The 23,673-nt window shown below is 52.9% G+C and carries 22 protein-coding genes and 1 pseudogene; 18 read left to right on the plus strand and 5 right to left on the minus strand.

What is annotated here, in order from left to right; translation table 11 throughout:
- From KQI26_RS15665 to KQI26_RS03575, 3 genes are all read right to left on the minus strand, one after another.
- On the minus strand, positions 1–118 hold a 118-nt coding region (locus KQI26_RS15665; RefSeq protein WP_216503377.1), incomplete at its 3' end, for an IS3 family transposase.
- An 89-nt stretch (positions 119–207) separates the two neighbouring features.
- Positions 208–561: a transposase gene (locus KQI26_RS03570; protein ID WP_216503243.1), complete on the minus strand. Its 354-nt coding sequence runs from the start codon at positions 559–561 to the stop codon at positions 208–210.
- 299 nt (positions 562–860) lie between these two features.
- Positions 861–1,754: a MurR/RpiR family transcriptional regulator gene (locus KQI26_RS03575; protein ID WP_216503244.1), complete on the minus strand. Its 894-nt coding sequence runs from the start codon at positions 1,752–1,754 to the stop codon at positions 861–863.
- 307 nt (positions 1,755–2,061) lie between these two features.
- On the opposite strand from KQI26_RS03575, the gene KQI26_RS03580 reads away from it, so the two are divergent.
- The 10 genes from KQI26_RS03580 to KQI26_RS03625 all read left to right on the plus strand — a co-directional run bounded on the left by KQI26_RS03580 (position 2,062) and on the right by KQI26_RS03625 (position 13,706).
- Entirely contained in the window at positions 2,062–3,723 is a 1,662-nt protein-coding gene (locus KQI26_RS03580; protein WP_216503245.1) for an ABC transporter substrate-binding protein, read from the plus strand.
- Positions 3,724–3,814: 91 nt separating this feature from the next.
- Positions 3,815–4,777 carry a nickel ABC transporter permease gene (gene nikB / locus KQI26_RS03585; RefSeq protein WP_216503246.1) on the plus strand — a complete coding sequence of 321 codons (963 nt, stop codon included), beginning with the start codon at positions 3,815–3,817 and terminating at the stop codon, positions 4,775–4,777.
- Between the two features lie 12 nt (positions 4,778–4,789).
- A complete protein-coding gene (locus KQI26_RS03590; protein ID WP_216503247.1) occupies positions 4,790–5,713 on the plus strand; it encodes an ABC transporter permease in 924 nt (307 codons plus the stop codon).
- 8 nt (positions 5,714–5,721) lie between these two features.
- The gene (locus tag KQI26_RS03595) at positions 5,722–6,711 is read left to right on the plus strand and encodes an ABC transporter ATP-binding protein (protein ID WP_216503248.1); all 990 of its coding nucleotides are present in this window, start codon (positions 5,722–5,724) and stop codon (positions 6,709–6,711) included.
- Positions 6,704–7,681 (plus strand): ABC transporter ATP-binding protein, encoded by a 978-nt coding sequence (locus KQI26_RS03600; protein ID WP_253292655.1) that lies wholly within the window; start codon positions 6,704–6,706, stop codon positions 7,679–7,681. The genes KQI26_RS03595 and KQI26_RS03600 overlap by 8 nt, the downstream gene beginning before the upstream one ends.
- A gap of 360 nt (positions 7,682–8,041) precedes the next feature.
- A complete protein-coding gene (locus tag KQI26_RS03605; protein WP_216503249.1) occupies positions 8,042–9,637 on the plus strand; it encodes an ABC transporter substrate-binding protein in 1,596 nt (531 codons plus the stop codon).
- A 223-nt stretch (positions 9,638–9,860) separates the two neighbouring features.
- On the plus strand, positions 9,861–10,811 hold the full coding sequence (locus tag KQI26_RS03610) for an ABC transporter permease (protein ID WP_216503250.1): 951 nt from the start codon (positions 9,861–9,863) through the stop codon (positions 10,809–10,811).
- An 11-nt stretch (positions 10,812–10,822) separates the two neighbouring features.
- Positions 10,823–11,719: an ABC transporter permease gene (locus KQI26_RS03615; RefSeq protein WP_253292656.1), complete on the plus strand. Its 897-nt coding sequence runs from the start codon at positions 10,823–10,825 to the stop codon at positions 11,717–11,719.
- The gene (locus tag KQI26_RS03620; protein WP_216503251.1) at positions 11,719–12,741 is read left to right on the plus strand and encodes an ABC transporter ATP-binding protein; all 1,023 of its coding nucleotides are present in this window, start codon (positions 11,719–11,721) and stop codon (positions 12,739–12,741) included. Before KQI26_RS03615 ends, KQI26_RS03620 begins: the two co-directional genes overlap by 1 nt.
- Positions 12,738–13,706, plus strand: a complete 969-nt coding sequence (locus tag KQI26_RS03625) for an ABC transporter ATP-binding protein (protein WP_216503252.1) — start codon at positions 12,738–12,740, stop codon at positions 13,704–13,706. Before KQI26_RS03620 ends, KQI26_RS03625 begins: the two co-directional genes overlap by 4 nt.
- A gap of 60 nt (positions 13,707–13,766) precedes the next feature.
- Here KQI26_RS03625 and KQI26_RS03630 read toward each other — a convergent pair.
- Positions 13,767–13,919, minus strand: a pseudogene (locus KQI26_RS03630) (sporulation transcriptional regulator SpoIIID); the annotation flags it as partial.
- The gene (locus KQI26_RS03635) at positions 13,906–15,441 is read right to left on the minus strand and encodes a recombinase family protein (RefSeq protein WP_216503253.1); all 1,536 of its coding nucleotides are present in this window, start codon (positions 15,439–15,441) and stop codon (positions 13,906–13,908) included. The gene KQI26_RS03635 and the pseudogene KQI26_RS03630, both read right to left, overlap by 14 nt.
- A gap of 482 nt (positions 15,442–15,923) precedes the next feature.
- Here KQI26_RS03635 and KQI26_RS03640 point away from each other — a divergent pair, with 482 nt between their 5' ends.
- The 8 genes from KQI26_RS03640 to KQI26_RS03675 all read left to right on the plus strand — a co-directional run bounded on the left by KQI26_RS03640 (position 15,924) and on the right by KQI26_RS03675 (position 23,632).
- A complete protein-coding gene (locus KQI26_RS03640) occupies positions 15,924–16,607 on the plus strand; it encodes a Crp/Fnr family transcriptional regulator (protein ID WP_216503254.1) in 684 nt (227 codons plus the stop codon).
- A 562-nt stretch (positions 16,608–17,169) separates the two neighbouring features.
- Entirely contained in the window at positions 17,170–17,973 is an 804-nt protein-coding gene (locus tag KQI26_RS03645; protein ID WP_216503255.1) for an ABC transporter ATP-binding protein, read from the plus strand.
- Between the two features lie 102 nt (positions 17,974–18,075).
- A complete protein-coding gene (locus tag KQI26_RS03650; protein WP_216503256.1) occupies positions 18,076–19,212 on the plus strand; it encodes an ABC transporter substrate-binding protein in 1,137 nt (378 codons plus the stop codon).
- Between the two features lie 106 nt (positions 19,213–19,318).
- Complete coding sequence (locus KQI26_RS03655) at positions 19,319–20,080, plus strand: ABC transporter permease subunit (RefSeq protein ID WP_216503257.1); 762 nt, start codon at positions 19,319–19,321, stop codon at positions 20,078–20,080.
- A gap of 108 nt (positions 20,081–20,188) precedes the next feature.
- Complete coding sequence (locus tag KQI26_RS03660) at positions 20,189–21,277, plus strand: uroporphyrinogen decarboxylase family protein (RefSeq protein WP_216503258.1); 1,089 nt, start codon at positions 20,189–20,191, stop codon at positions 21,275–21,277.
- Between the two features lie 24 nt (positions 21,278–21,301).
- Entirely contained in the window at positions 21,302–22,501 is a 1,200-nt protein-coding gene (locus KQI26_RS03665; RefSeq protein WP_216503259.1) for an ABC transporter permease, read from the plus strand.
- Between the two features lies 1 nt (position 22,502).
- Positions 22,503–23,216, plus strand: coding sequence for an ABC transporter ATP-binding protein (locus tag KQI26_RS03670; RefSeq protein WP_216503260.1), 714 nt, complete (start codon positions 22,503–22,505; stop codon positions 23,214–23,216).
- 8 nt (positions 23,217–23,224) lie between these two features.
- Positions 23,225–23,632 carry a DUF4418 family protein gene (locus KQI26_RS03675; protein WP_216503261.1) on the plus strand — a complete coding sequence of 136 codons (408 nt, stop codon included), beginning with the start codon at positions 23,225–23,227 and terminating at the stop codon, positions 23,630–23,632.
- The last annotated feature ends 41 nt before the right edge of the window (positions 23,633–23,673 follow it).

The raw sequence follows: 23,673 nt of genomic DNA on the forward strand, positions 1-23,673 counted from the left end.
AGCATTTACGCTTTCGAATCTCTGCCGTAATCCGGCGATAGCCGTATCTTCCCTTGTTTTCGTGGTAAATTGCTGCGATTTCTTCTTTGATAGAGGCGTATTTGTCTGCTTTCTGCATCCGTTTCAGATGATAGTAGAAGGTGGCACGGGGCAGTTGAGCGATTGAGAGCAGGATGCTGAGTGCGTGTTTTTGCCTTAGCTTCTGAACTACCAGCGTTTTTTGTGCTGGCGCCGCTCCTCTTCCAAAACCAAGGCTTGCAAATTTTTTAGGTAGTCATTCTCCGCACGCAACCGCTGAACTTCTGCCAGCAGATCTTCTTCTACCTGCTTCGGCAACTGCTTTGGCGGACGACCTTTACTTTCGCGGCCGCGCCGTTCGATGGCGAACCCTTCCGGACCTTCGATCAGATAGATTCGTTCCCAGTCTTGTAGTCTGTGATGATCGCTGATTTCAAACTGTCGAGCCGTTTCTCGATAGCTCAGTTTCTCCTGCTGCATAGTTTCTACGACCAGCTTCTTGAATTCCGGCGTGTATCGTTTGTTTGGTTTTCCTCTTGACATAATAAATCACCCCATCTGTTAGATAGTATATCATACTGTCTAACAAATGGGGTGCAGTTCAGATGGTCCGGGGGTTTTTTGCATGTCGAAAAAGTGGTAAAAGCCACTTTTTCGAGTTTTTGCAAGGGGCCGCATGCACGCCTTCGGCGTACACTTGCCCCTGGATAAGTGCAAAAAGCCACGCACAGGTCGTGGCTTTTTGCGGATTGATGAAAGGTAGGACAAATGATTTTTTTCGTTATGCAGGTTTCTGGACAGTCTGAACCCCCGGATTTTTGTCCGGGGGTTTTTTGCAAGTGTTATAGGAGACCCTCCAGAGCCGAAGGATGGGTCCCTTCCAATGTAAGCCGCAGCCGTTCCAGCTTCTGGCTCTGATTGCCGCCTCCCCGCTGGATGGCGATGGAGTGGGCGATCAGATTGATCACCGTAAGAACAGGCACAAAAGAATTGTACAGAGTGCCTCGGGCCATGGGACAATAGATCACCGTATGGCTGAAGGGAACGATGGGGGAGGCCGGGGAATCGGTGATGGCCACCACCTTGGCCCCTTTGGCCGCCGCCAGCTGCGTGACTGCTCCCAGTTCGTTCAGATACCGGGGGAAGGTGAGGGCAACCAGCGTGGTGTGTTCATCGATGGTATTCATATGGCCTTCCAGTGAGGTGCTCTCTTCGGGATTGACCACCACGGCCCGCACCCCCAGGACCCCCAGCCGATAGGAGAGCACTTCCGTCATGGTATGGCTGATGCCCCGGCCCATGAGCAGAGTGTAATCGGCGCTGTGGATGGCCTGGGCCGCCTTCATAATGGGGCGCAGATCCATAGCGTCCATAAAGGTGTACAGATGCTGCCGTTCCTGCTGGCAGATGTGTCCCAGAAGCTGCAGATTCTGCTGCTGGGAGCGTTGGAAATCCTGGGTGAGGGCTGTGTTTTCCGGAGAGCGGAACACCTCATAAGACTGGCGGTATTCCCGCCGGAAATCGGAGTAACCGCCAAAGCCCAGCCTCTGGAACAGGCGGAGCAGAGTGACTTCGGTGCAGCCTACCTTTTGGCTCAGCTCTTTCAGGGGGAGATAGCATACTTCCCCTGGATGGTCGCGTATATATGTGACGATCTGCTTCTGTTTGCGGGTGAGCATCCAATCCGCTGGGGTGGAATTCTGGTCGAACAAAACCGAAAGATCGATCAAACCCATCAGCCCCTTTCTTTGTGAAAAGTATAGCATACTTTCCACTAAAATGTATAGTGCAAAATAATAAATTTAAAAATGCACTAAAAATCCGTTTAATATATTGTATAACTTTACAAAATTACTAAAATTGGCTTTATTTTTTGTAAAGTTTATGATAATCTCTGACATAAAGATATAGTGTCAGCAGATAAAAGCAAAGGAACAGAAGGGGGCGGAGGCATAGAGCAAGACCAGATGGAGGCAAAACCGCAGAAGAAGTGCCTGGGAGACAACCTGGGCCGAGGAGAACACAGAGATAGGAGAGAAGGTTATGCTGAAGAAAAAATGGATGTCCCTGATTGCGCTGGCTTTGGCCTCTGTGATGTTGCTCAGCGCCTGCGCCAAAAATGGCGGCAATGACCAGAAGAAAGACAACAACGATGACGGCGGCGGAACCAGCACCGGTGGTGAAGTGGTAAAAGACGCCAATGAGCTGGTCATCGGCACCTACATGCCGGTTACCACCTTGGTACCCTGGAAGACCACTTCCGACGGCGACGGCTATATCCTCCGTCAGATCTACCACACACTGGTGGAAATGGATCAGGATTCCAACTTTGTACCTTCTTTGGCTACAGAGTGGGAGTGCAGTGAAGACGGCCTGACCTGGACTGTCAAGATTCGTGACGATGTATATTGGCAGACGGGCAACGGCCTGTTTGACGAAAAGGTCAAGGTCACTGCGGAAGATGTGAAATTTTCCTACGAGTACTATCTGGACCCGGCCAATGGCTCGGTGCGTTACACCGAACTGTCCAAAACTCTGAAAGAGGTCAATGTGGTGGATGAGCAGACCGTTCAGTTTGTGACAAACGACATCGATGTGCTGTGGGAGTACAAGATGTATCAAAACTACATCATCCCCCGGCAGGCCGTGGAGCAGAACTGGGATCTTGAAAACAAGCCGGTGGGCTCGGGCGCTTACAAATTTGTGGAGCATGTGATCGACTCCCAGGTAGTGCTGGAGCGCAACGACGAATTCTATAAAGAACCTGCTTTGGATAAAGTGATCTTCAAGATCATCTCCGACAAATCGGTTTCTGCCATCGCATTGCAGAACCAGGAGATCGATATGTGTCTGTCGGTGCTTCCCACCGAAGTGGGCAACATCGTAAACAAGGACCATCTGGAGCTGAGAGCCTCGGAAATAGGTTCTTACCGCTGGATCGGTTTTAACTGTAAGTATGAGTTCTTCCAGGATGCCGAGCTGCGCCGGGCTTTGACCATGGCGGTGGATATGAACAGCGCTGTGGAAGCCATCTTCAAAAATGACGCCGGCGTCACCCTGGCCAAGCGGGCTTATGGCCCCATCTCCTATGAACGCCCCGGCGGCGACGAGGAGCGGTTCAAGGCAGCGTGCATCGAGTATGATCCGAAAGAAGCCGAAAAGCTGCTGGATGAACTGGGCTGGAAGAAGGGTTCCGACGGCATCCGTGCCAAGGACGGACAGAAGCTCAGCTTTACCCTCCAGGTAGGCAACAACGACAGCAACCGTGAAAACCTGGCTGTGGTGGTCTCCTCCCAGATGAAGGCCATCGGCGTGGATTGCACCGCCCAGACTGTGGAATGGGGCACTCATACCGATGATATCAAAAACGGCAATGTGCAGATGTACATCCTGGGCGGCTATTCCAACCTGGATGGCCCCTATCGTCTGATGCATACCAGCGACACCATGAGCCCCAACTGCGGCTATTCCAATCCTGAAGTGGATGCGCTGCTGGATGAAGCCTGGCGGACCGTCGACATCGACGAACGCAGCGAACTGCAGACCCAGGCCGCTGAGATCTTTATCGCCGATGCTCCTCATATTTTCGGCTATTTCGAATACTCCCAGATGGGCGTGAGCAAAGCGGTTACCGATTTTAAGCAGGCCAGCGTCTATCGTTCCCTGTGCAACGAGTTCCGCAATGTGGGCGTCAATCACAAATAAAGCAAACAAACTGTCAGAGCAACCGTGAGAGAACCGGGGCGGGCCCTGTCAGGCACCCTGACAGGGCCTGTTTCGTAAAGAGGAGAACGCTATGTGGACTTACATTCTGAGAAGACTATTGCAAGCCATTCCCACACTGCTCATCATCTCTTTGCTCATTTTTTCTCTGCTCTATGTCACCCCCGGCGACCCGGTGGACCTGATCTTGGGCACAGAAGACGGCACCGTCTCCGAAGAACAGAGAGCGGTGGTGGAAGAGCAGTGGGGATTGGATAAACCCTTTTTGATCCGATATGTGAATTTTGTTGTGAATGCCTGCAAAGGCGATCTGGGCACCTCCTATGCCACGAACCAGGATGTGTTCGACAGTGTGATGACCCGCATGCCCGCCACATTGAAACTGGCCGCTTTCTCCATGCTGCTGGCCCTTGTGGTTTCGGTTCCATTGGGCATTCTGGCCGCTCTCAAACACAACAGCATCTGGGATTCTTTGGCCACGGCTCTGGCCACTGTGGGCGTGTCCCTGCCCAAGTTCTGGTTCGGCCTGGTGCTGATGATCGTTTTCTCCCTGCGTCTGGGCTGGCTGCCCTCCACTGGTTCCGCTGAACTCAGTGAGGGCCTGGGCACCTTTCTCAGCTACATCATCATGCCGGCTGCTTCTCTGGCTTTGGGCATGGCCGCCACTCAGACCCGTATGATCCGCTCCAGCATGCTGGATGTGCTCAACCAGGATTATGTGCGCTATGCCCGCAGCAAAGGTTTGCGGGAACGGGTGGTCATCTGGGGCCATGCGCTGAAAAACGCCATGATCCCGGTCATCACCGTCATTGGCGGTGAAGTGGGCGGCCTGCTGGGCGGCGCGGTGGTCACCGAGTCCATCTTCTCCTGGCCCGGCGTAGGGCGGCTGATGATGAACTCCATCTCCAAGCGTGACTATCCCATGATCCAGGGCATCACCCTGATGCTTTGTATCAGCTATCTGCTGGTCAATCTGCTTATCGACATCGTCTATGCCTGGGTGGATCCCCGGATTCGCCTGGATAAAAAATCCTAAGGAGGGCCTGTTATGCGGGATAAAAAGAAAAAAGTCGACCCTGTGCAAAAGGGCGCCTCTGGGGAGATCGGTCTGGAATCCTTGCCCGTCACCACCTATTGGACCGATGTGGTACGCAGATTCCGTAAAAACAAGATCGCCGTGGTGGGGCTGGTGATGCTGCTGATCATCGTCATTCTCTGTGCCGGCGCTCCTCTCTTCACAAAGTACGATCCCATTTTGGATATGGACTTGCTGAATCAGCTAAAGCCCCCCGGATCGGGAGACCATATTCTGGGCACCGACAACCTGGGGCGTGACATCTGGAGCCGTCTGCTGTACGGCGGCCGCACTTCGGTGCTCACCGGTCTGACGGTAGCCCTGATCACCGGTGCCATCGGCGTGGCCATCGGCCTGATCAGCGGCTACTTTGGAGGGATCGTGGAGACCATCCTCATGCGCATGACCGACATCATGCTGTCCTTCCCCTTCCTGATCATCGCCATTGCCATTATGGCCGCTTTGGGTTCCAGCCAAAGAAACATCATTCTGGCCCTGGCCATTGTGGGCTGGCCCCGATTTGCCCGTCTGACCCGCGGCCAGGTGCTGGCGGTGAAGAACTCCGAGTATGTGGAGTCGGCCAAGGTGGCAGGCTTCGGCAATGCCCGGATCATTTTGAATCACATTCTGCCCAACTGCATGGGCCCCATTATCATCCAGGCCACTTTGGCTGTGGGCGGCGCCATTTTGTCGGCGGCCAGCCTGACTTATCTGGGCCTGGGAGCCGATGCTGCAGCTCCCGACTGGGGCGTCATGCTCAGCCAGGGTCGGCAGTATCTCCAATCGGAAGCGTATTTGACCATCATCCCCGGCCTTGCCATTTCGGTGACGGTTTTGGCCATGAACTGGATCGGTGACGGCCTGCGGGACGCCTTCGACCCGAAGATGAGAAAGTAGGTGCAAAGATGAAAGGCGAAAAATTCCTTGAAGTGAAAAATCTTCGCACATATTTTGATACCCCGGAAGGCATGGTCAAGTCGGTGGACGGTGTGTCCTTTTCCATCAACCGAGGGGAAACATTGGCTCTGGTGGGAGAATCGGGCTGCGGCAAAACGGTGACTTCGTTGTCCCTCATCCGGCTGTTGGCCGACACCGCCCGGGTCCAGGCCGACTACATGGAAGTGGACGGCCAGAAGATTCTGGAGCTGACAAAGGACGAAGCCCGCAAACTCAGAGGTTCCAAGATCTCCATGATCTTTCAGGAGCCCATGACCTCCCTCAACCCGGTGTACCGCATTGAACGGCAGCTGGGCGAGGTGTTCCGGCTCCATGAGCCCAATCTGACCAAGGCGCAGGTTTTTGAAAAATCGGTGGAGATTCTGAAAAAGGTGGGCGTGCCCAAACCGGAGGAACGGCTGAAGGTCTATCCCCACCAGTTGTCCGGCGGCCTGCGTCAGCGGGTGATGATCGCCATTTCTCTGGCCTCCAATCCCCAGATGCTCATCGCCGACGAACCTACCACTGCCCTGGATGTGACCATCCAGGCCCAGATCATCGATCTGATGAAGCAGCTGCAGAAGGATCTGAATATGTCTATTCTGCTCATCACCCACGACTTCGGCGTGGTGTCCCAGATCGCCGAACGGGTGGCAGTGATGTATGCCGGCAAGATCGTGGAAGAAGGGCCGCTGGAGCAGATCTTCGAAGATCCCTGGCATCCCTATACCAAACTTCTGATCCTGTCCATCCCGGGCATCAAGGTGACAAGAGGCGGGCGGCTGGAATCCATCTCCGGCACGGTTCCCAATCCGCTGCATTTCCCGGAAGGGTGCCGGTTTGCCCCTCGCTGCCCTTATGCCATGGACATCTGTCACAAGCAGGCCCCGGAAGAGCTGGTGGTAGGAAAACGGAGAGTGAGCTGTTTTTTGAAGCGGGGTGAAAATACGAATGAATAATCAAAATTCCATTTTGAAAATAGATGATCTGCAAGTGCACTTTCCCATCAAAGCCGGTCTGATGCAGCGGACCGTGGGCGTGGTGCGGGCGGTGGACGGCGTCAGTCTGGACATCAACAAGGGCGAGACGGTGGGCCTTGTAGGTGAGTCCGGATGCGGCAAGACCACCATCGGCCGGGCCATTGTGCGGCTGAATCAGCCCACCGGAGGCAGCATCGTCTTTGACCAAAAGGACGACATCCTGAAGCTGAAAGGCAGCGAGCTGCGGCAGCTGCGGAAAAAGCTCCAGATCATCTTCCAGGACCCCTATTCTTCTCTCAACCCCCGGCAGACGGTGAAACGGCTCATCAGCGAAGTGCTGACGGTGCAGATGGGCATGAGCCAGAAGGAAGCCTTTGATAAAACGGCAGAGCTGCTCACGGATGTGGGTCTGAGCCCAGTGTATGCCCAGCGGTATCCCCACGAATTTTCCGGCGGCCAGCGTCAGCGCGTGGCCATTGCCAAAGCCATCGCTTTGCAGCCGGAGTTCCTGGTGTGCGACGAAGCGGTATCGGCTCTGGATGTGTCCATCCAGTCCCAGATCATCAATCTGCTGATGGATCTGAAGGAAAACTACGGCAACATGACCTATCTCTTCATTTCCCACGCCCTCAATGTGGTGGAACACATTTCCGATCGGGTGGTGGTGATGTACCTGGGCAAGATCATGGAGATGGCCACCACAGAAGAGCTGTTTGATCATCCCCAGCATCCCTATACCCAGGCTTTGCTTTCGGCCATTCCCATTTTGTCCGGCCGGAAGAAAAGAGAGCGGATCGTCCTCAAGGGCGAGGTGCCCTCGGCGGCCAATGTGCCCCCCGGATGCCGGTTCCATACCCGCTGCCCCTATGCGGAAGAGCGGTGCAGCCAGGAGGAGCCTCAGTTGCGGGAAGTGGCCCCTGGCCATCGGGCCGCTTGCCACAAAATATAGCGAAATCAGGAAAATTCTATTGTACAGCCAAAAAGCGACGGTTTTCTCCCGACGCTTTTTGGCTGTTTTTGCATAGGAAGCGTTGATAAGAATTTTGGGCAATATTGTTTTTTTGAATAAAGATAGGAATTATTTGGAATTTAAAGGAATGCTTTCTATGGAGAGGTGGATAAAAATTTAACGATATGTAAAAAAAAGGATAAAACTTTTTGCAGAACATCCATAAAAATGATCTGTCAAGTGGGGAAAAATGGACAATATAATGACAAAGGCAGAAAGTTTGACAGAAAATAAACAGACTGCTATAATCGGGCACGAAATTTGGGACGCCCAATATATGACAGAAAGGATGACAATCTTATGAGACATTTTTCCCGCACCCGTTTTGCCGCTTTGGCGTTGAGCATGGCGATGCTTCTCACCGCTTGCAGCGCACCCAAGGACGGCAATGACGCTGGGAACCAGAATTCCAAGGACCCGGCGGATTCCAGCCAGAGCACTGGCTATAAAACCGAGCTGAACATTGCCATTGCGGCCAATCCTCCTTCCATGGACCCTCATGGCATCAATTCCAACATCGTGGGTGGCATTGGCGTGCACATCTACGAGCCTCTGTTCTCTCTCGATCAGAATTATGAAGTGCAGCCTGTCCTGGCCGAGGGCTACACCGTCAGTGAGGACGGATTGGTGTATACCATCACTTTGCGCCAGGGGGTTAAGTTCCACAACGGCCAGGAAATGACGGCCGATGATGTGGTGGCCTCTATGAACATGTGGCTGGAGCGGTGCTCCAAGGCTCAGCTCATTGCCGGCTCCACCTTTGCCAAGGTGGATGACTACACCGTCACTCTCACAGTGCCTTCGGCATCTTCCGATATCCTGATGGTGCTGGCCGCGCCGATCCAGTTTGCTGCGATTTATCCCCAGTCTGTGGTGGAAGCGGCAGGCCCGGATGGCATCACTGAGTATATCGGCACAGGCCCCTATCAGCTGGATGAGTGGAAGCAGGATCAGTATGTGAAACTCACCCGTTTTGCCGATTATCAGTCTCCCTCCGGAGAGAGCAGCGGTCTCACTGGTGAAAAGACGGCCGCCACCGAGACCATCTATTTCCGTGTGGTGGCCGACAATGCCACTCGGGTTGCGGGTTTGCAGACCGGACAATATGACATCATCGAAGATCTGCCTCTGGAATACTATGAGGATCTGTCCGCTGACAAAAATCTGACCATGGATGTGCGCACTGGCGGTACGCTGAACCTGTTTTTCAATACCACCCAGGGTCCTCTGAAGAATGAGACACTGCGTCAGGCTGTGCTGGCCGCCCTCAACTGTGATGACATTCTGCTGGCGGCTTATGGCGATGCCAGCCTGTACACGCTGAACCCCGGCTGGTGTCCCCCGGATGACGCCGTATGGGGCAGCGAGGCCGGCAGTGATTATTACAACCAGAACGACTCGGAAAAGGCGAAAAAGTTGCTGGAGGAAGCTGGTTACAACAACGAACCCATTGTGCTGGTCACCACTCCCGATTACAGCGAAATGTATAACGCCACCTTGGTGGTACAGGAGCAGCTGAAGCAGGCCGGCTTCAATGCCGAAGTGGAGCAGTATGACTTCAGCACCTTTATGGAGCACCGGGCCGATCCCGCTCAGTATGATCTGTTCATCACCAGCAACTCTTATAACCCCTTGCCGGTGCAGCTTTCCGTGCTCAACCAGGAATGGGCCGGGCTGGACGCTCCGGAAGTCACGGAAGGAATCAACGCTATCCGCAGCGCCGCCACCACCGAGGAGGCTTCGGCCGCCTGGGAGGAGCTGCAGGGCTTCTTGTATGAGTATGGCGCCGCCACCGTTCTGGGCCATTACACCGGTGTGTATGGTCTGAGAAACGGTGTGGAAGGGTTCGATTATCTGCGCTATCCCATCTACTGGAATGTGAAAGTTCCGAAATAAATCGGACTGTTCATCATACTGGTTCTACGCAATGAGCAATCTCCCGGCCTCCCTTGGGGGAGGCGGGAAATTGCATTGGACTGCGAATGGGCTGTTCCTTCGGCAGGATCGCTGGCTGGAGGGACGCTAAGGCCGGGAAAGGCAACCATCTTTCCGAAGGCCAGCGGGGTGCATCGGCACCCCGCTCTCTTTTTCATTTCAAGCATCGAAGGGGTAACGCGATATGCTTTCCTACATCCTCAAGCGCATTTTTTCTCTGCTGCCGGTGATGTTTGTGGTATCGGTGGTCATCTTCCTGGTGGTTTATCTTATTCCCGGCGGGCCGGCCACCGCGATGCTGGGCTTGGAAGCTTCCCCCCAGCAGATCGCCGAACTCAATGCCCAACTGGGCTTTGACCGGCCGTTTTTGGTTCAGTATGCCGATTGGCTCACCGGAGTCTTCCGGGGCGACTGGGGCCAGTCTTATTTTCTGGATATGCCTGTTTTGCAGGCCATCGGCGAATATTTTATCCCCACCCTCAGCCTGGCCGTACTGGCCCAGGTGGTGGCGCTGGTCTTTGCCATCCCCATGGGAATGCTGGCTGCTTACAAACGAGGCACAGCGGTGGATCTGGCCACCGTATCCATTTCTCTGCTGGGTACGGCCATTCCCGGCTTTTTGCTCAGTATGTTCTTTATGCTTTTCTTTGGCGTACATCTTCAGTGGCTGCCGGTGGCAGGGTATGAGCCGCTCAGCCGGGGCCTGTGGGAACATCTGCGCTATTTGATTTTGCCCGCTCTGTCCCTGGGGGTGGTGCAGGCTGCCTATATCACTCGGATGACCCGCTCGGCTTTGCTGGATGTGCTCTATAAAAATTACATCCGCACGGCCCGCGCCAAGGGACTGCGGGAAAGCGCCGTTTTGTTCGGACAGGCTTTGAAAAACGCCGCTCCCACCATCCTCACCGTAGTAGGCCAGTCCTTTGGCAGCTTGGTCACCGGCACCATCGTCACCGAGACCATCTTCAATATTCCTGGCCTGGGTATGCTCACCATGAGCTCCATCAACCAGCGGGATGTGTTTGTCATCCAGGGTGTGGTGCTCTTTGTTACAGTGATTTATGTGCTGGTCAATCTGGCGGTGGACATTCTCTATGGCCTGGTAGATCCCCGTCTCCAGCTGGGCCGGCAGTAAGGAGGGAGGCAATGATGTCAAACAAAAACAAAACCTCTGACCTGGGAGCTTCCATTCTGCGGGAGCAGCGTCTGCTGCGCCGGGAGCGGCTGTTGAGCAACCCCGGATTGATCATCGGGGCCTGCGTGTTTCTGCTGATTGTTTTGGCGGCCATCATCATCCCGGCTGTCAGCAAAACGGACCCCAATGCCATGACCGTGACCCAGCGGTTACAGCCTCCCAGTGCCCAGCATATTTTTGGCACCGATGAGTTTGGCCGGGATTTGTTTATCCGGGTGCTTTATGGCGCCCGCTCTTCCTTGATCGTAGGCGGAGCTGTGGCGGTGCTTTCCTGTTTGCTGGGCACCATCATCGGGGTGTACGCCAGCTATTTCAAGGTAATGGATCATATTCTCATGCGTATTTGTGACGGCCTGATTGCTATCCCTGGCATTTTGCTGGCCATCGCTCTGATGGCCGCTCTGGGCGCCAGCAACTGGAATGTGATTTTGGCACTGACCATTGTGTATACACCCAGCGTGGCCCGGGTGGTACGCTCCAGCGCCATGGTGACCAAAAACCAGACCTATGTGGAAGCGGCCAAGGTCCAAGGGGCAACCAACCGGCGGATTCTGTGGAAACTCATCCTGCCCAGTGTCATTTCTCCTCTGACCGTACAGGCTTCTTTCATTTTTGCCCAAGCTATTTTGTCCGAGGCATCCCTCAGCTTTTTGGGCGCCGGCATCCCGGCTCCTGCCGCCAGCTGGGGAAATATTCTCCAGGCCAGCAAACAGGTGGTGCAGAAAGCCGCCTGGACCGTGATCTTTCCTGGCGGTGCCGTGATTTTGTGTGTGCTCAGTTTGAGTTTGCTGGGGGATGGATTGCGGGATTATCTGGATCCCCGCACAGCAGGGAGGAGAAGAAAATAATGGGATACACAAGAGAGAATCAGTCTCCCCTCCTGGAGATGAAGGATTTCCGCGTCCTCTTTCCCGGGCGAAAAGGCCCTATGGCCGCTGTGGATGGAGTGGATCTGTCCATTTACCCTGGGGAGATCGTCGGCGTTGTAGGAGAATCGGGATCGGGGAAAAGCGTTATGTCCCAGTCCATTCTCCGGCTGCGGGAATATGAAACCAGCGTGCGTTATGAAGGCAGTATCCGCTTTGAGGGAGAGGATCTTTTGCAGTTGCCTCTTTCCGATCTGCGGCGCATCCGGGGCAACCGGATCTCGGTGATCTTCCAAGACCCTCTCACTTCCCTCAGCCCGGTGCATACCGTGGGCAAACAGATGGGAGAGGTGCTGCGGCTGCATAAGAAACTGCCCCGTAAGGCCACTTTGGAAAAGAGCGGAGAATTACTGAAACTGGTGGGTATTCCCGATCCGGCCCGGTGTTTGGGGCAATACCCTTATGAGTTGTCCGGCGGGATGCAGCAGCGGGTGATGATTGCCATGGCCCTTTCCTGCGAGCCGGCCCTGCTTATCGCCGATGAGCCCACCACCGCCTTGGATGTGACCATCCAGGAGCAGATTCTGGATCTGATCGCCCAACTCAACGAAAAGTTGGGAATGTCGGTGTTGTTCATCACCCACGATCTCAGCGCCATGGCTCAGCTTTGCCACAGTGTACGGGTGATGTATTTGGGGCAGATCGTGGAGGAAGCGGAAACCGAAGAGTTGTTTGCTCATCCCATGCACCCCTATACCCAAGGGCTTTTGGCCTGTATTCCCCGGCTGGATGTACAGCGGGATCAGCCTTTGCCGGTAATTGAAGGGGCAGTGCCGCCTTTGTCGGCCGTGCCGGAAGGATGCCATTTCTGTACCCGCTGTCCCCATGCCACCGATTGGTGCAAGGCATCCCAGCCGCCTATGGTGGAGGTGTCGGCCGGCCATCGGGTCAAGTGCTGGAATTATACCGCCCCCCATGGAGCAGAAGAGGAGGAAACCAGATGAGCGCCCCTCTGTTGGAAGTGAAAAATCTACGGAAACATTATCCCATTTATGGCCCCTTGGGTAAATTGTTTCCGCCGAAGACCTATATGAATGCCGTCTCCGGCTTGTCCCTGCAGATTTATCCGGGAGAGACCTATGGCCTGGTGGGGGAATCGGGATGCGGCAAGACCACCACCGGCCGATCGATTCTGGGACTGACCAAGCCGGAAAGCGGAGAGATCTGGTACAATGGGAAAGATCTGACCCAGCTGTCAGACAAGGAATTTCGTTCCCTGCGCCGGGACATCCAGCTGGTGTTTCAGGACCCTCTCTCGTCCCTGAGCCCCCGGCAGCGCATTGGTGCGCTGCTGGAAGAACCGCTCATCATTCAAGGGGAAAAGGATGCTTCGGTCCGCCGGGAGAAAGTGTTGTCCATTTTAAAAAAGGTAGGGCTTTCGGAAGAACACTACTTCCGCTATCCTCATGAGCTGTCAGGCGGTCAGGTGCAGCGCATGGGCATTGCCCGGGCCCTGATCATTCAGCCCAAACTTATTGTGTGCGATGAGCCGGTGTCGGCCTTGGATGTGTCCATCCAGGCGCAGATTCTCAATATGCTCACCCAACTGCAAAAGGAAATGGGATTGACGCTGTTGTTCATTTCCCACGATATGGGTGTGGTGCGTTATCTGTGCGATCGGATCGGCGTGATGTACCTAGGGGCCATGGTGGAAGAATGTGACACGGATGCGCTGTTTGCCCAGCCTCTTCATCCATACACCCAGGCATTGTTTGCGTCCATTCCCGATCTGTCCAAGCGGGGGCAGAGAAGGGAAGAATTAAAGGGTGAGCTGCCGGTGCGCACCGATGAGTTCCGAGGCTGTGTATTCCATACTCGCTGTCCTTATGCAGAAGCGCGGTGCAGCCAGGAGGAGCCGGAGATGCGGGAAGTGGCCCCGGGACATCGGGTGGCCTGTCACAAAGTATAAGGATTTTTCCCAGAATAAAAGGACTGTCTCAGAGTAAAGAAGCTCTGGGACAGTCCTTCTTCAGTTCTGGTGCTCCTTGTATTTTCGCTTGGTAGCCATGCCGCCGCGAATGTGGCGCTCGGCCTTGTTTTCCTCTAAAACGGCTTTGACCTCTTCATAAAGCTGATGGTTTGTCAGCCGAAGCCGCTCAGTGACATCCTTATGTTTCGTCGTTATGAATTAGAATGGTATCGTCCAAGCCCAAATCGCCCAGCAGACGGAGATAGATGTCCACATTCCCATCCTTGTCCACTTCGATTTTTTGAATGATCCGTTTCAGTTGGGCGTTGGTCATCTGCCGCACATCGGCGATGTCTTCGATCTGCCGGAAGGTGTCCTGAAGAATGGCTTCCAGCTGATCGCCTTTGGTGAGGTGATAGGACACCATTTTCAGCTCATTTTCCAGCCGATCCACCTCTTTGCGCATCCCGCCGATTTTCTCGTTGAGTTCCTCACGGGAAATCAGGTCATCGGCATACATATCCATATATTTCTGCCTGGTCTTTTGCAGTCTGGCCAGTTGAGAGGTCAATTCTTTTTCGTAATGCAGGTTGTCATCCTTGGCTTTGTAAATTCGTTGGAACTCTCCGACCACATGACGGATTACCTGTTTTTTGGACTGGAGAAGATGGGTGAAATATTCTTGTAGTACATCGATCAGCTCATCTTCTTCCACAGTCACAGCGTTAGGACAGGAATGGGTGCCTTTTCCATTGTGGCCGGAACAGACCCAGCGGACATAGGTGTTTTTATAGGTGCGGACGATGCGCCGGAAAGACAAACCGCACTCTTTGCATTTAATGAGCGTGGAGAACAGATACTTGTTGCTCTGCCGCTGCTTGTCCACCCGAAAAGATTTCCCCCGGGCCTGCATGATCTGCTGGGCCTGTTCAAAGATCTCTGGCGGGATGATCTGCAGCGCAGGCTTGTCTACTACCAGCCATTGCGTTTCGTCTTTTTCGGCACGGCGTCCCGTGAGAAAATCCGCTACCTCTTCTTTTCCATTGATCACTTTTCCCGTATACAGCTCATTGGTAAGGATGCGGCAGACAGCATTCTGGCTCCATTGACAGTTGCGTTTTGTTTTCAGGCCACGATCGTTGAGCATGGAAGCAATTTTTGACGCTCCATACCCCTCCTGAGTGTACCATTGATAGATCTGTCGGATGGCATTGGCCTCGGTTTCATTGATGGTGAGGTGGAAGTAATCTCCGATGGTTTTGTCATAGCCATAAACAAGATTGGGGACCCGTCCCTTCTCCGCATTGAGCTTTTTTCCGAATTTGACTCGCTTGGAAGTATTGGCGCTTTCTTCTTGGGCCAATGCACCAAAGATGGTCAGTACAAACTCGCTGTTGCCCATGCTGGTCATATTGGCTGTCAGAAATTGAGTTTCAATACCGAGAGATTTCAGTTTGCGGATGTTCTGCAAAAGATCCACAGTATTTCTGGCAAAGCGAGAGATGTCCTTGACCACGACCATATCAAACAGACCCTGCTCAGCGTCCTTCATCATCCGTAGAAATTCCTTGCGGTTTTTGATTTTGGTGCCGGAAATTCCTTCATCGGCATAAAGCCGTACCAATACATCGCCAGTGCGTTGGGTATACTCAGTGAAAAATTGTTTTTGAGCTTCCAGGCTGTTGAGCTGATCTTCTTTGTCTGTGGAAACACGACAGTACGCGGCAAGTTTCATGGGAATACCTCTCTATACGATGATGGTCATTCTGTTACGACTATTATAAACTTGCGATAAAGGAAAGGCAAGTAGAAAAATTAGCGATTTTTTCCTAAATTGAAAAGATAAAAAATTTGTGTGAAATTTTTCAGTGTTTCCCTCAAGCGAGCACAGGCTTGAATCAAACGGTTTCCCTGTACCTTGGTGGAAATGGCTTCAAGTTTCAATTTGCAGTGAAGCCATTCTTCAGGATGTACAGGTACGGGGCCCGGTGTGTTCCTATGTATCATCGGGGAGAAGTAGAGGACTAGATATAAAAATACAGTCTAAATTTATGAAGATAGACATTGTTTCCTAGAAAAATATAATTGCAAAATTTTTAAAAAGAATATATAATTTGCAAAGTGGTGAACAAGTCAAGGAGCAAAATGTAAAATTTTGCGCATTTTGTAAATTTTATATGAATAAAATGCGCGTTTGCGCAAAATGGAGGGCCTTTCATGAAAAATTTGCTCCTTTACAGCGGCTATTTTCGATCCTATAGGGATTTATTTGAGAAGGCTGGTGGTGTTGCAGCAACATTTCCCAAAGGTATTGATGTATTTCCCTATTTGCAGAAGAATAATTTATGTATTTATATTGATGACGGTTGGTTGGATATGCGAATGACCACATCTGGAATGGAAGTCTATGAAGCTACCACTTTTGGAGAGGGCAGCTTTCTCTATTCTATTCTAAGAGGTGCTGAGGGAATGAAGCACTCTTGGGAGTTGATTTCTTATTCTGCGCCTTTGAAGGGCCTGCTGCTTCCACAAAAAAATCTGAATAATTTGTTGAAACAGCATCCCGTTCTGTTGACAACTTGCTGGCAGGCCACCAGGGAAATGATGCAGATTTTGATGTTTAATACCACTTTGTTTCACACAGGAAGCGGGATTGAGCGGGTGTGCAACTTTCTTTGGTACTATGATGCCTTGCGTACAAAAGACAACCGGTTTCCCCACATAACGCAGGATAAAATTATGTATAAAACTCTGTTGTCCAAAAGCCAGCTTACTCGGGTGCTGTTGCAGCTGCGGCAACAGGGATTGATCCAGACTCGATACCGTCGTTTGGAAATTATAGATAAAGAAGCACTGCAAAAGCATATATCAGAATCAATATTGGAATGGTATTCCGGCTGAAAAGCCGGAATATTTTTTTCTATATTTTTATCAGAAAAACAAATAAACAGACTGTGTACTATTTTTTTAAAAAATATGTGCATATGAGCTATAAAAAAACCAGGACCAATGGTATAATCCGTCGTGTTGTCAAGGTTATTCTTCCTACAGCGGAAGAATTTGAATCGTGTGCAGTCGACCTTCGCCCGATTTTCTGCAATCCAGGATGGGTGGAGGCGATTCCTCTGACTTTTCACCATTCGCTCAGGGATACCAAAGGAGATGCCGGTCTTCGGCCAAAAAATTTGCCTGTTTTGTTTTTGATGCAAAGTGTGAGAAGCGCTGGAGAAACAGTCTACAGCGTAATCACTTGGCGAGGAATGAAACAGGGAAAATCAAACAGGAAGTATGCAGCGGTCTATTTACAGGACTAGTTTTGCAACTTGTTCAGAGGTTCCAGATGAGTGAGGTTTGCATGGAGGCATACTCCTATTTTTTTTTGCCTGTGTTTTGACAGCTTAGCTAAGACAAAGGGCGTGCCCGTGCAGCCATCTGACAAAAAAGAGAAAGAAGGTAGTGAACTGTGCTGGATGTAGCTATTGAGAATCTGGGTTTTTCCTATTCCGGGAGTCCCAATGTAGTGTTGGACAATATCAATCTTCAGGTGAAGGCTGGCGATTTTGTCTGCCTGCTAGGGCAATCCGGATGCGGCAAAAGCACCCTTCTGCGATTGATCGCCGGCCTGGAGACGCCCGACCGAGGTCAGGTGCTGGTGGACGGTATGCCTGTTAAAGGTGCTGGGCTGCAGAGGGGGGTAGTTTTTCAGGACTACGGTTTGTTCCCTTGGATGACTGCCGGCCAAAATATCACCATCGCCCTGGAATATGCCTTTCCCAAAATGAGTAAGGCAGAACGAAAAGAATTGGCTCTGCATTGGATGAACAATGTGGGGATGAAAGCGGAATTGTTTGACAAGCTTCCTGGTGAGCTTTCCGGCGGCCAGAAACAGCGCTGTGGCATCGCCCGTGCGTTTGCCATCGATCCTCCCATTCTGCTGATGGACGAGCCCTTTGGCTCCCTGGATGCGGTGACCAAGGCAAAGCTTCAGGATCTGGTACTCAAACTGTGGGATCAGGAGGGGGACAAGCGGAAAACCATTTTCTTTGTCACCCACGAGGTGGACGAGGCCCTGCTGCTGGCTACGGATATTTTTGTGCTCAGCCAGGCGCCTGCCAATATCATGTACAGCCATTCCTTCAAAAACGAGGTCCATCCCAACCGGAACAATATGTATACCGATCCCAACATCACCGCTTTGCGCACCCACCTGATCAAGCTGATTTTTGAGGATGCGCAGGACCGGGCGGCCAACGATGTCAGCGAATAGGATTTTTGCTGCACCGACTAATGAAGTCTGCTAAGCCGCTTCAGCGGCTTGAGCCATAAAAGCAGAGTCGAAAAAACAGAAAAGAAGAAAGGATTTGAACGAATGAAAAAGAAGTTGATCAGTCTTACACTCCTGGCTGCCATGCTGTTTTCCCTCGCTGCATGCAGCAGTGGCAATGCCGGCAGTCAGAATGACAGCAGATCTCAGCAGGAGTCGGATGGGGGAAAATCGGGCAACTCCGATGTGCTGAAGGTCACCGTGGCGGCCCAGCCCACCTCCGGCCAGGTGTTCCAGTTTATCGCTGAGGAACATGGCTTTAACAAGGAAGAGGGCGTGGAAGTGGAAATGGCTTGGTTGAGCAATCTGTCTGACGCAGCTTCCGCTTTGACGGCCGGCCAGGTGGATATCATCTCCACCTATGGCACCGGCGGCCCGTTGATCCAGATCGCCAACGGCCAGGACTTCAATTCCTTTGCCGGCTATATGATCATCGGTGAAACCCCGGTTTATGGCAAGCCGGAGACCGAATGGACCAGCCTGGACAGCTTCAAGGGCAAGAAGATCGGCATCACCCGCGGCGGTACACCAGATATCGTGCTCAAGGGCATTTTGTATGATGAGGGCTACTCTTATACCTATGGTGGCACAACAGTGATTGGCGACCCTGACGATCCGGATATGATCGAGTTTGTGGAATACAAGAAAAACACTGATGTGCTTCAGGCCGTTATGAAGGGAGAAGTGGACTTTGGTGCCACGGCCACGGGCTATCAGATCCAGGCCCGCGATCTGGGACTGGAAGTAAAGATGTGGCCCGATGAATACTGGCCTAACCATTCTTGCTGCCGGATGCTGTGCACTAACACATATCTGGAAAAAAATGAAGAGGTCTTGTACCGTCTGCTCCGTTCCTATCTGCGGGCGGAGGAATATATGCAGGATCACATGGATGAAGTGGTAGACTTGGTGGTAGAAAATCTGGATCTGACTCGGGAAACTGCCGAGAGCTTTGTACTGAGTCCCCACATGAAGTATGACACCGATCCTTACACCAACAGTGTCCGCACCATGTGGGAGAAGATGGCCGACTACGGCTACCTCACCGAAGGAGACATCAAGATCGACGATCATATGAATTCGGACATTTACAAGCGGGCTTTAGAATCCCTCATCGAGGAATACCCCGACAGCCAGTTCTTCAAGGATAAGATGGCTCAGTTTGAAAGCAATAACGCATAATAGACCACTGAAGTACAGCAAATGGCACAAATCCCAGAAAGGAATTGTGCCATTTGCGCACTTCCGTTTGGTCTGATCCCCATTGGTAACGAAGGAGAAAACTACGGTGCTTAAAAATTTTCTGAAACAACGCCTGGGCGTCATCGTCATTTTCATCGCCGTTTTGGTGGGATATGTCCTGCTGACCGATGTTTTTCATGTGCTCAATTCGTTTTTGTTCCATAGCATCACCACGGTGCCCAGCCGATTTAAAGAATATTTGCCCCAGTTGCTGGAAGGTTTAAAAAGCTCTATGAAGCTGCTGGTCATTGCTTATTCCATGGCGCTGGTCTTCGGCATTTCCCTGGGGTCGCTCATCGGCCTGAGCCGGAAAATTCGAAAAAATGTGGTGCCTTATATCAATGCCTTCAGCGCCATCCCGGTGACCCTGCTCACCCCTTATGCCATCAATCTGTTTCCCTCTTTCTGGGTGGCCTCGGTGTTTATCATCTTTTTGGGCTGTTTCTGGATCATTCTGGGTTCCACCATCACGGCGGTGCTGACCATCGACCGCCGGTATCTGGAAAACGCCGCCACGCTGGAGATTCCGGCCAGCCACCGGCTGTTCCGCATCGTCCTGCCTGCTGCGGCGCCAGCCATCCTCACCGGATGCCAGATTGCTCTGAAATTGGCCTTCATGCTGCTGGCTGTGGCCGAAATGTTCGGTGCCACTTCCGGTATGGGCTATTTTATCCAGTACTATTCCGATTTTGGCCGCTTTGATGTAGTGGCTGTGGGATTCATCTTCATGGCGATCGTGCTGGTGCTGCTGATGTATGTGTTCGATCTGATCAAAAACCGGATCCTCCACTGGACCATCAACAACTGAGCTCTCCCCTTTCAAGGTCTCTTGTCTTTTGTGATGGAAAAGGGCCTGTTTTGCCCCGATGCAGGGCAAAGACAGCGCTGTACTGACATTTTCAAGGAGGTTTGACAAATGAAAGATCAAATGACCCCGATGGAACGGGCCACTGCTCTGGCCAAAGGGCTGCCTGTGGACCGGCTGCAGTGCAATCCCAATGTGGCAAACGGCGTAGCCCGCATTTACGGCTGCAAAATCCTGGAGCTGAGCCAGAGCGCCGAAACCCTGGCCAAAGCCCAAGTGGCGGCTTACCGGAAGTTCGGCTATGACAGCATCCGCATTTTCACCGACCTGTTCCCCTGGGCGGAGGCCATGGGAGCCAAGGTGAAATATCCAGAGGATGAGACTGCCGACCTGGCCGAGCCCGCCATCACCGATGTGAGCCAAATCGACTCTCTCCGGCCGGCAGATCCCTATAAGGATGGCCGCCTTCCCCTGCAGCTGGATGCCATGAAGTATCTGATGGATGAAGTGAAGGGGGAAATCGGTTGCTCCTGCGGCATAGTGGGCGCTTTCACCAACGCCTTTTTCCTCATGGGCGTCAACAAGACTCTGAGTATGATCTACAAAGATCCTGAAGCCGTTCATCGGCTGTGCCGGGTTTCCCTGGAAACTATCAAGGCTTATGCTGCCGCAGCCATCGACATCGGCATCACACCGGCGATCTCCGAGCCCATGTCCTCCTGTACTGTGGTCAGCCCCAAGGCTTTCCGTGAGTTCTCCCTGCCCTATCTGAAAGAGCTGGTGGACTTCATCAAGAGCAAAGGCAAGGGTGTTGTAGTGCACATCTGCGGCCAGACCAATAAGATCTGGGAAGATGTGGCCGGTCTGGGCATTGCCGGTCTGAGCATCGACAATGTGGCCAGTCTGGCCGACTGCAAGCGCATGGTGGGCGACAAGGTGAAAATCCTGGGCAATGTGGACCCGGGTGTGACCATGTTCTCCGGCACGCCGGAGGAGGTGCGCCAGAGCACATTGCAGTGTATTCTGGATGCCTATGACAGCCCCAAGGGCTATATGGTTATGTCCGGCTGTAGTCTGCCGGTGGACACCCCGCAGGAAAACATCCAGGCCATGATGGACGCCGTGCGGGATGTGGGTTATCCGGTGTGCCCCGACCGGGTGCGGGAACTTCTTCATGCCTGCGAAAAAGGGAAGAAATAACCGGAAAAAGGAGAAAAACCATCGATGCACATGCTGATCTGGCACAATATTTCCCGCCGTCGGGCTCAATCGGTACTCACCATCGCCATCACCATCCTGACCATTTTGACCTTTGTGATGGTGCTGGGAGTTTTTCTGCTGGCTCGCAAGGGAATTGGCCTTTCTCAGCAGCGCCTGGGAGCCGACGCTTTGGTGGTGAGCACCGGGGTCACGGTGGATGGTGAAGATCTGCTTTTCAGTGCCGTGCCGGAAAATGTCTATATGTCCAATGAGATATTGGATCAGGTGCGACAAATGGACGGAGTGGCGGCGGCCACGCCCCAGTTTTATTCCCAGACCCTGGAGGGTTCTTGCTGTGATCTGGGCAAGGAAACCCGGATTGTGGGATTTGATCCCGGGAGCGATTTTATCCTTGAGCCCTATTTCAGTGAAAAATCCTATGAGCAGCTTCAGGATGATGAGATCATTCTGGGGGGCAATTTCGGGGGATTCATGGGCTCCCGGTTCTTTGTTTTGGGCAATGGGTTCAGAGTAGTGGGTCAGCTCTACCCCACTGGAAGCGGCATGGATGACACCATTTTCATGAATATCGATGTGGCTCGGAAAATCTCCGCCCAGTCCGATGTGCTCAAGACCCTTTGGGAAGAAAAGGACCCTTATGATTACATCTCAGTGGTCATGGTGAAACTGGACCCCCAGACGGAACCGGAAGATTTTTCTGCTCAGATCAATGCTTCGGGGCTGGATGTGCAGTGCATTCTCACAAGCAGCACCATATCGGATCTGCAGCAGCAGCTGGAAGCCATTTTGGTGGTGCTGCTGGCTTTGTGGCTGTCCACCATGATCATTGCTGCTTTGGGGCTTTACGGTCGGTTCGGTGCTCTGGCAAAAAGCCGGAAAAAGGAAATCGGCTTGCTGCGAGCCATTGGAGTGGAAAAAGGGCAGGTGTTTGGGCTGGTCATTGGCGAAGCCTGCGTCATGGCACTCATAGGAGGTGTCGTGGGCAGCGGCGCCGCTCTGCTTTGCATGAAGCCTCTCATCGAGATGCTGCGAGGGGTGTTTTCTCTGTCTCCGTCGGTGTGGACATGGGATCTGGCACTGCTGTGTGCCGGTGCCGGGGTGGGGCTTTCCTGCCTGCTGGGGTTCTTTGCCGCTCTGGGGCCGGCACTGAAAAGTGCATCCATGGACCCCCAGGCCGCCATCACCCAGGGAGAGGTGAACTGATATGGAAATCTGCACACTGGAACATATCAAAAAGAAATACCGCATGGGCGAGCTGGTCTGTCCTCTGAAGGATGTTTCCCTCACAGTGAATACGGGGGATTTCATCACAGTGGAAGGGCCTTCGGGCATTGGGAAAAGCACGCTGCTCTATGTGATGGGAACCCTACTACAAGGAGACGGCGGGGTATACCGGTTTGAAGAAAAGGATATCAGCCGATTGACAGATAAAGAGCGATCCCGGTTGCGGGCAAAGAAGATCGGTTTTCTGTTTCAGGATTCCACCATGATCCAGGCCCTCACATTGCGGGAAAATCTGCTCTTTGCCCAGCGGGTAGGAGAAAAGAAGCGGGCGGACAAAAAGCGGGTGGATGAACTGCTGGAGCGGTTCGGTTTGAGTGACCGGGGAGGATTTTTTCCCTATCAGCTCTCCGGCGGCCAGCGCCGCCGGGCCATGGCGGCCCGGTGCCTGATCCACAATCCTCTGCTCATTTTGGCCGATGAGCCTACAAACGACCTGGATGCTCATTGGTCGGAGGAGATTGTCAGTCAGCTGAAGGAAGAGAGCCAAAGGGGGGCAGGGGTGGTCATGGTGACTCACGACAGTCGCTGGACTCCCTATACCACCTGCCGGCTCTTGCTGCGGGATGGGGTGCTGATGGCGCCCGATGCCCAAATCGAGAAAAAATCAACAGAGAGAACAGGAGAAGAAAGATAAAGAACAAGATGACTGCTATTATTTCGGCCATTCAGGTGGTGGCCGCACTGTGCGTGTTGGGAGCGGTAAAAATCTGGGCTCCGGTGTGCAGCGGCATGCTGACGCTGGAAACTGGGAAGGAAGTGGCCATGAAGTGCCATTATGCCGGCCAGGCCGCCATAGCGGTGGCCGTGATTCTGCTGGTGAGCGCAGGGATTACCTTTTTTGCGAAAAGCGCACACAAACTGGTCCAGGTGATCTCCATTGTGGGTGCTGTAATGCTCTTTTTACTCTTCACTTCCCTCATCGGCATCTGTGCCAACACCCAGATGTCCTGCCATACTACCGCCCTCTGGGGAAAAGGAGCTGCCATCGTCATCATCATCGCAGCGGTTGTGGACCTGCTTGCCGGTAAGAAGGGCCAGATTCCCAACTGATCACAGGTACCTGGTCGTTGCAGCAGTCTCTATTTTGTGAT

The organism is Intestinimonas sp. MSJ-38, from assembly GCF_018917925.1.
Taxonomy (GTDB): Bacteria; Bacillota; Clostridia; order Oscillospirales; family Butyricicoccaceae; genus Pseudobutyricicoccus.

Bases quoted from the DNA above. Each gene is read 5' to 3' on its own strand.
- KQI26_RS03590 (WP_216503247.1), top strand. From the start codon at position 4,790: ATGCGGGATAAAAAGAAAAAAGTCGACCCTGTGCAAAAGGGCGCCTCT.
- KQI26_RS03575 (WP_216503244.1), bottom strand. From the start codon at position 1,754: ATGGGTTTGATCGATCTTTCGGTTTTGTTCGACCAGAATTCCACCCCA.
- nikB (WP_216503246.1), top strand. From the start codon at position 3,815: ATGTGGACTTACATTCTGAGAAGACTATTGCAAGCCATTCCCACACTG.
- KQI26_RS03600 (WP_253292655.1), top strand. From the start codon at position 6,704: ATGAATAATCAAAATTCCATTTTGAAAATAGATGATCTGCAAGTGCAC.
- KQI26_RS03650 (WP_216503256.1), top strand. From the start codon at position 18,076: ATGAAAAAGAAGTTGATCAGTCTTACACTCCTGGCTGCCATGCTGTTT.
- KQI26_RS03570 (WP_216503243.1), bottom strand. From the start codon at position 561: ATGTCAAGAGGAAAACCAAACAAACGATACACGCCGGAATTCAAGAAG.
- KQI26_RS03640 (WP_216503254.1), top strand. From the start codon at position 15,924: ATGAAAAATTTGCTCCTTTACAGCGGCTATTTTCGATCCTATAGGGAT.
- KQI26_RS03580 (WP_216503245.1), top strand. From the start codon at position 2,062: ATGCTGAAGAAAAAATGGATGTCCCTGATTGCGCTGGCTTTGGCCTCT.
- KQI26_RS03665 (WP_216503259.1), top strand. From the start codon at position 21,302: ATGCACATGCTGATCTGGCACAATATTTCCCGCCGTCGGGCTCAATCG.
- KQI26_RS03625 (WP_216503252.1), top strand. From the start codon at position 12,738: ATGAGCGCCCCTCTGTTGGAAGTGAAAAATCTACGGAAACATTATCCC.
- KQI26_RS03610 (WP_216503250.1), top strand. From the start codon at position 9,861: ATGCTTTCCTACATCCTCAAGCGCATTTTTTCTCTGCTGCCGGTGATG.
- KQI26_RS03635 (WP_216503253.1), bottom strand. From the start codon at position 15,441: ATGAAACTTGCCGCGTACTGTCGTGTTTCCACAGACAAAGAAGATCAG.
- KQI26_RS03595 (WP_216503248.1), top strand. From the start codon at position 5,722: ATGAAAGGCGAAAAATTCCTTGAAGTGAAAAATCTTCGCACATATTTT.
- KQI26_RS03605 (WP_216503249.1), top strand. From the start codon at position 8,042: ATGAGACATTTTTCCCGCACCCGTTTTGCCGCTTTGGCGTTGAGCATG.
- KQI26_RS03670 (WP_216503260.1), top strand. From the start codon at position 22,503: ATGGAAATCTGCACACTGGAACATATCAAAAAGAAATACCGCATGGGC.
- KQI26_RS03620 (WP_216503251.1), top strand. From the start codon at position 11,719: ATGGGATACACAAGAGAGAATCAGTCTCCCCTCCTGGAGATGAAGGAT.
- KQI26_RS03615 (WP_253292656.1), top strand. From the start codon at position 10,823: ATGATGTCAAACAAAAACAAAACCTCTGACCTGGGAGCTTCCATTCTG.
- KQI26_RS03660 (WP_216503258.1), top strand. From the start codon at position 20,189: ATGAAAGATCAAATGACCCCGATGGAACGGGCCACTGCTCTGGCCAAA.
- KQI26_RS03675 (WP_216503261.1), top strand. From the start codon at position 23,225: ATGACTGCTATTATTTCGGCCATTCAGGTGGTGGCCGCACTGTGCGTG.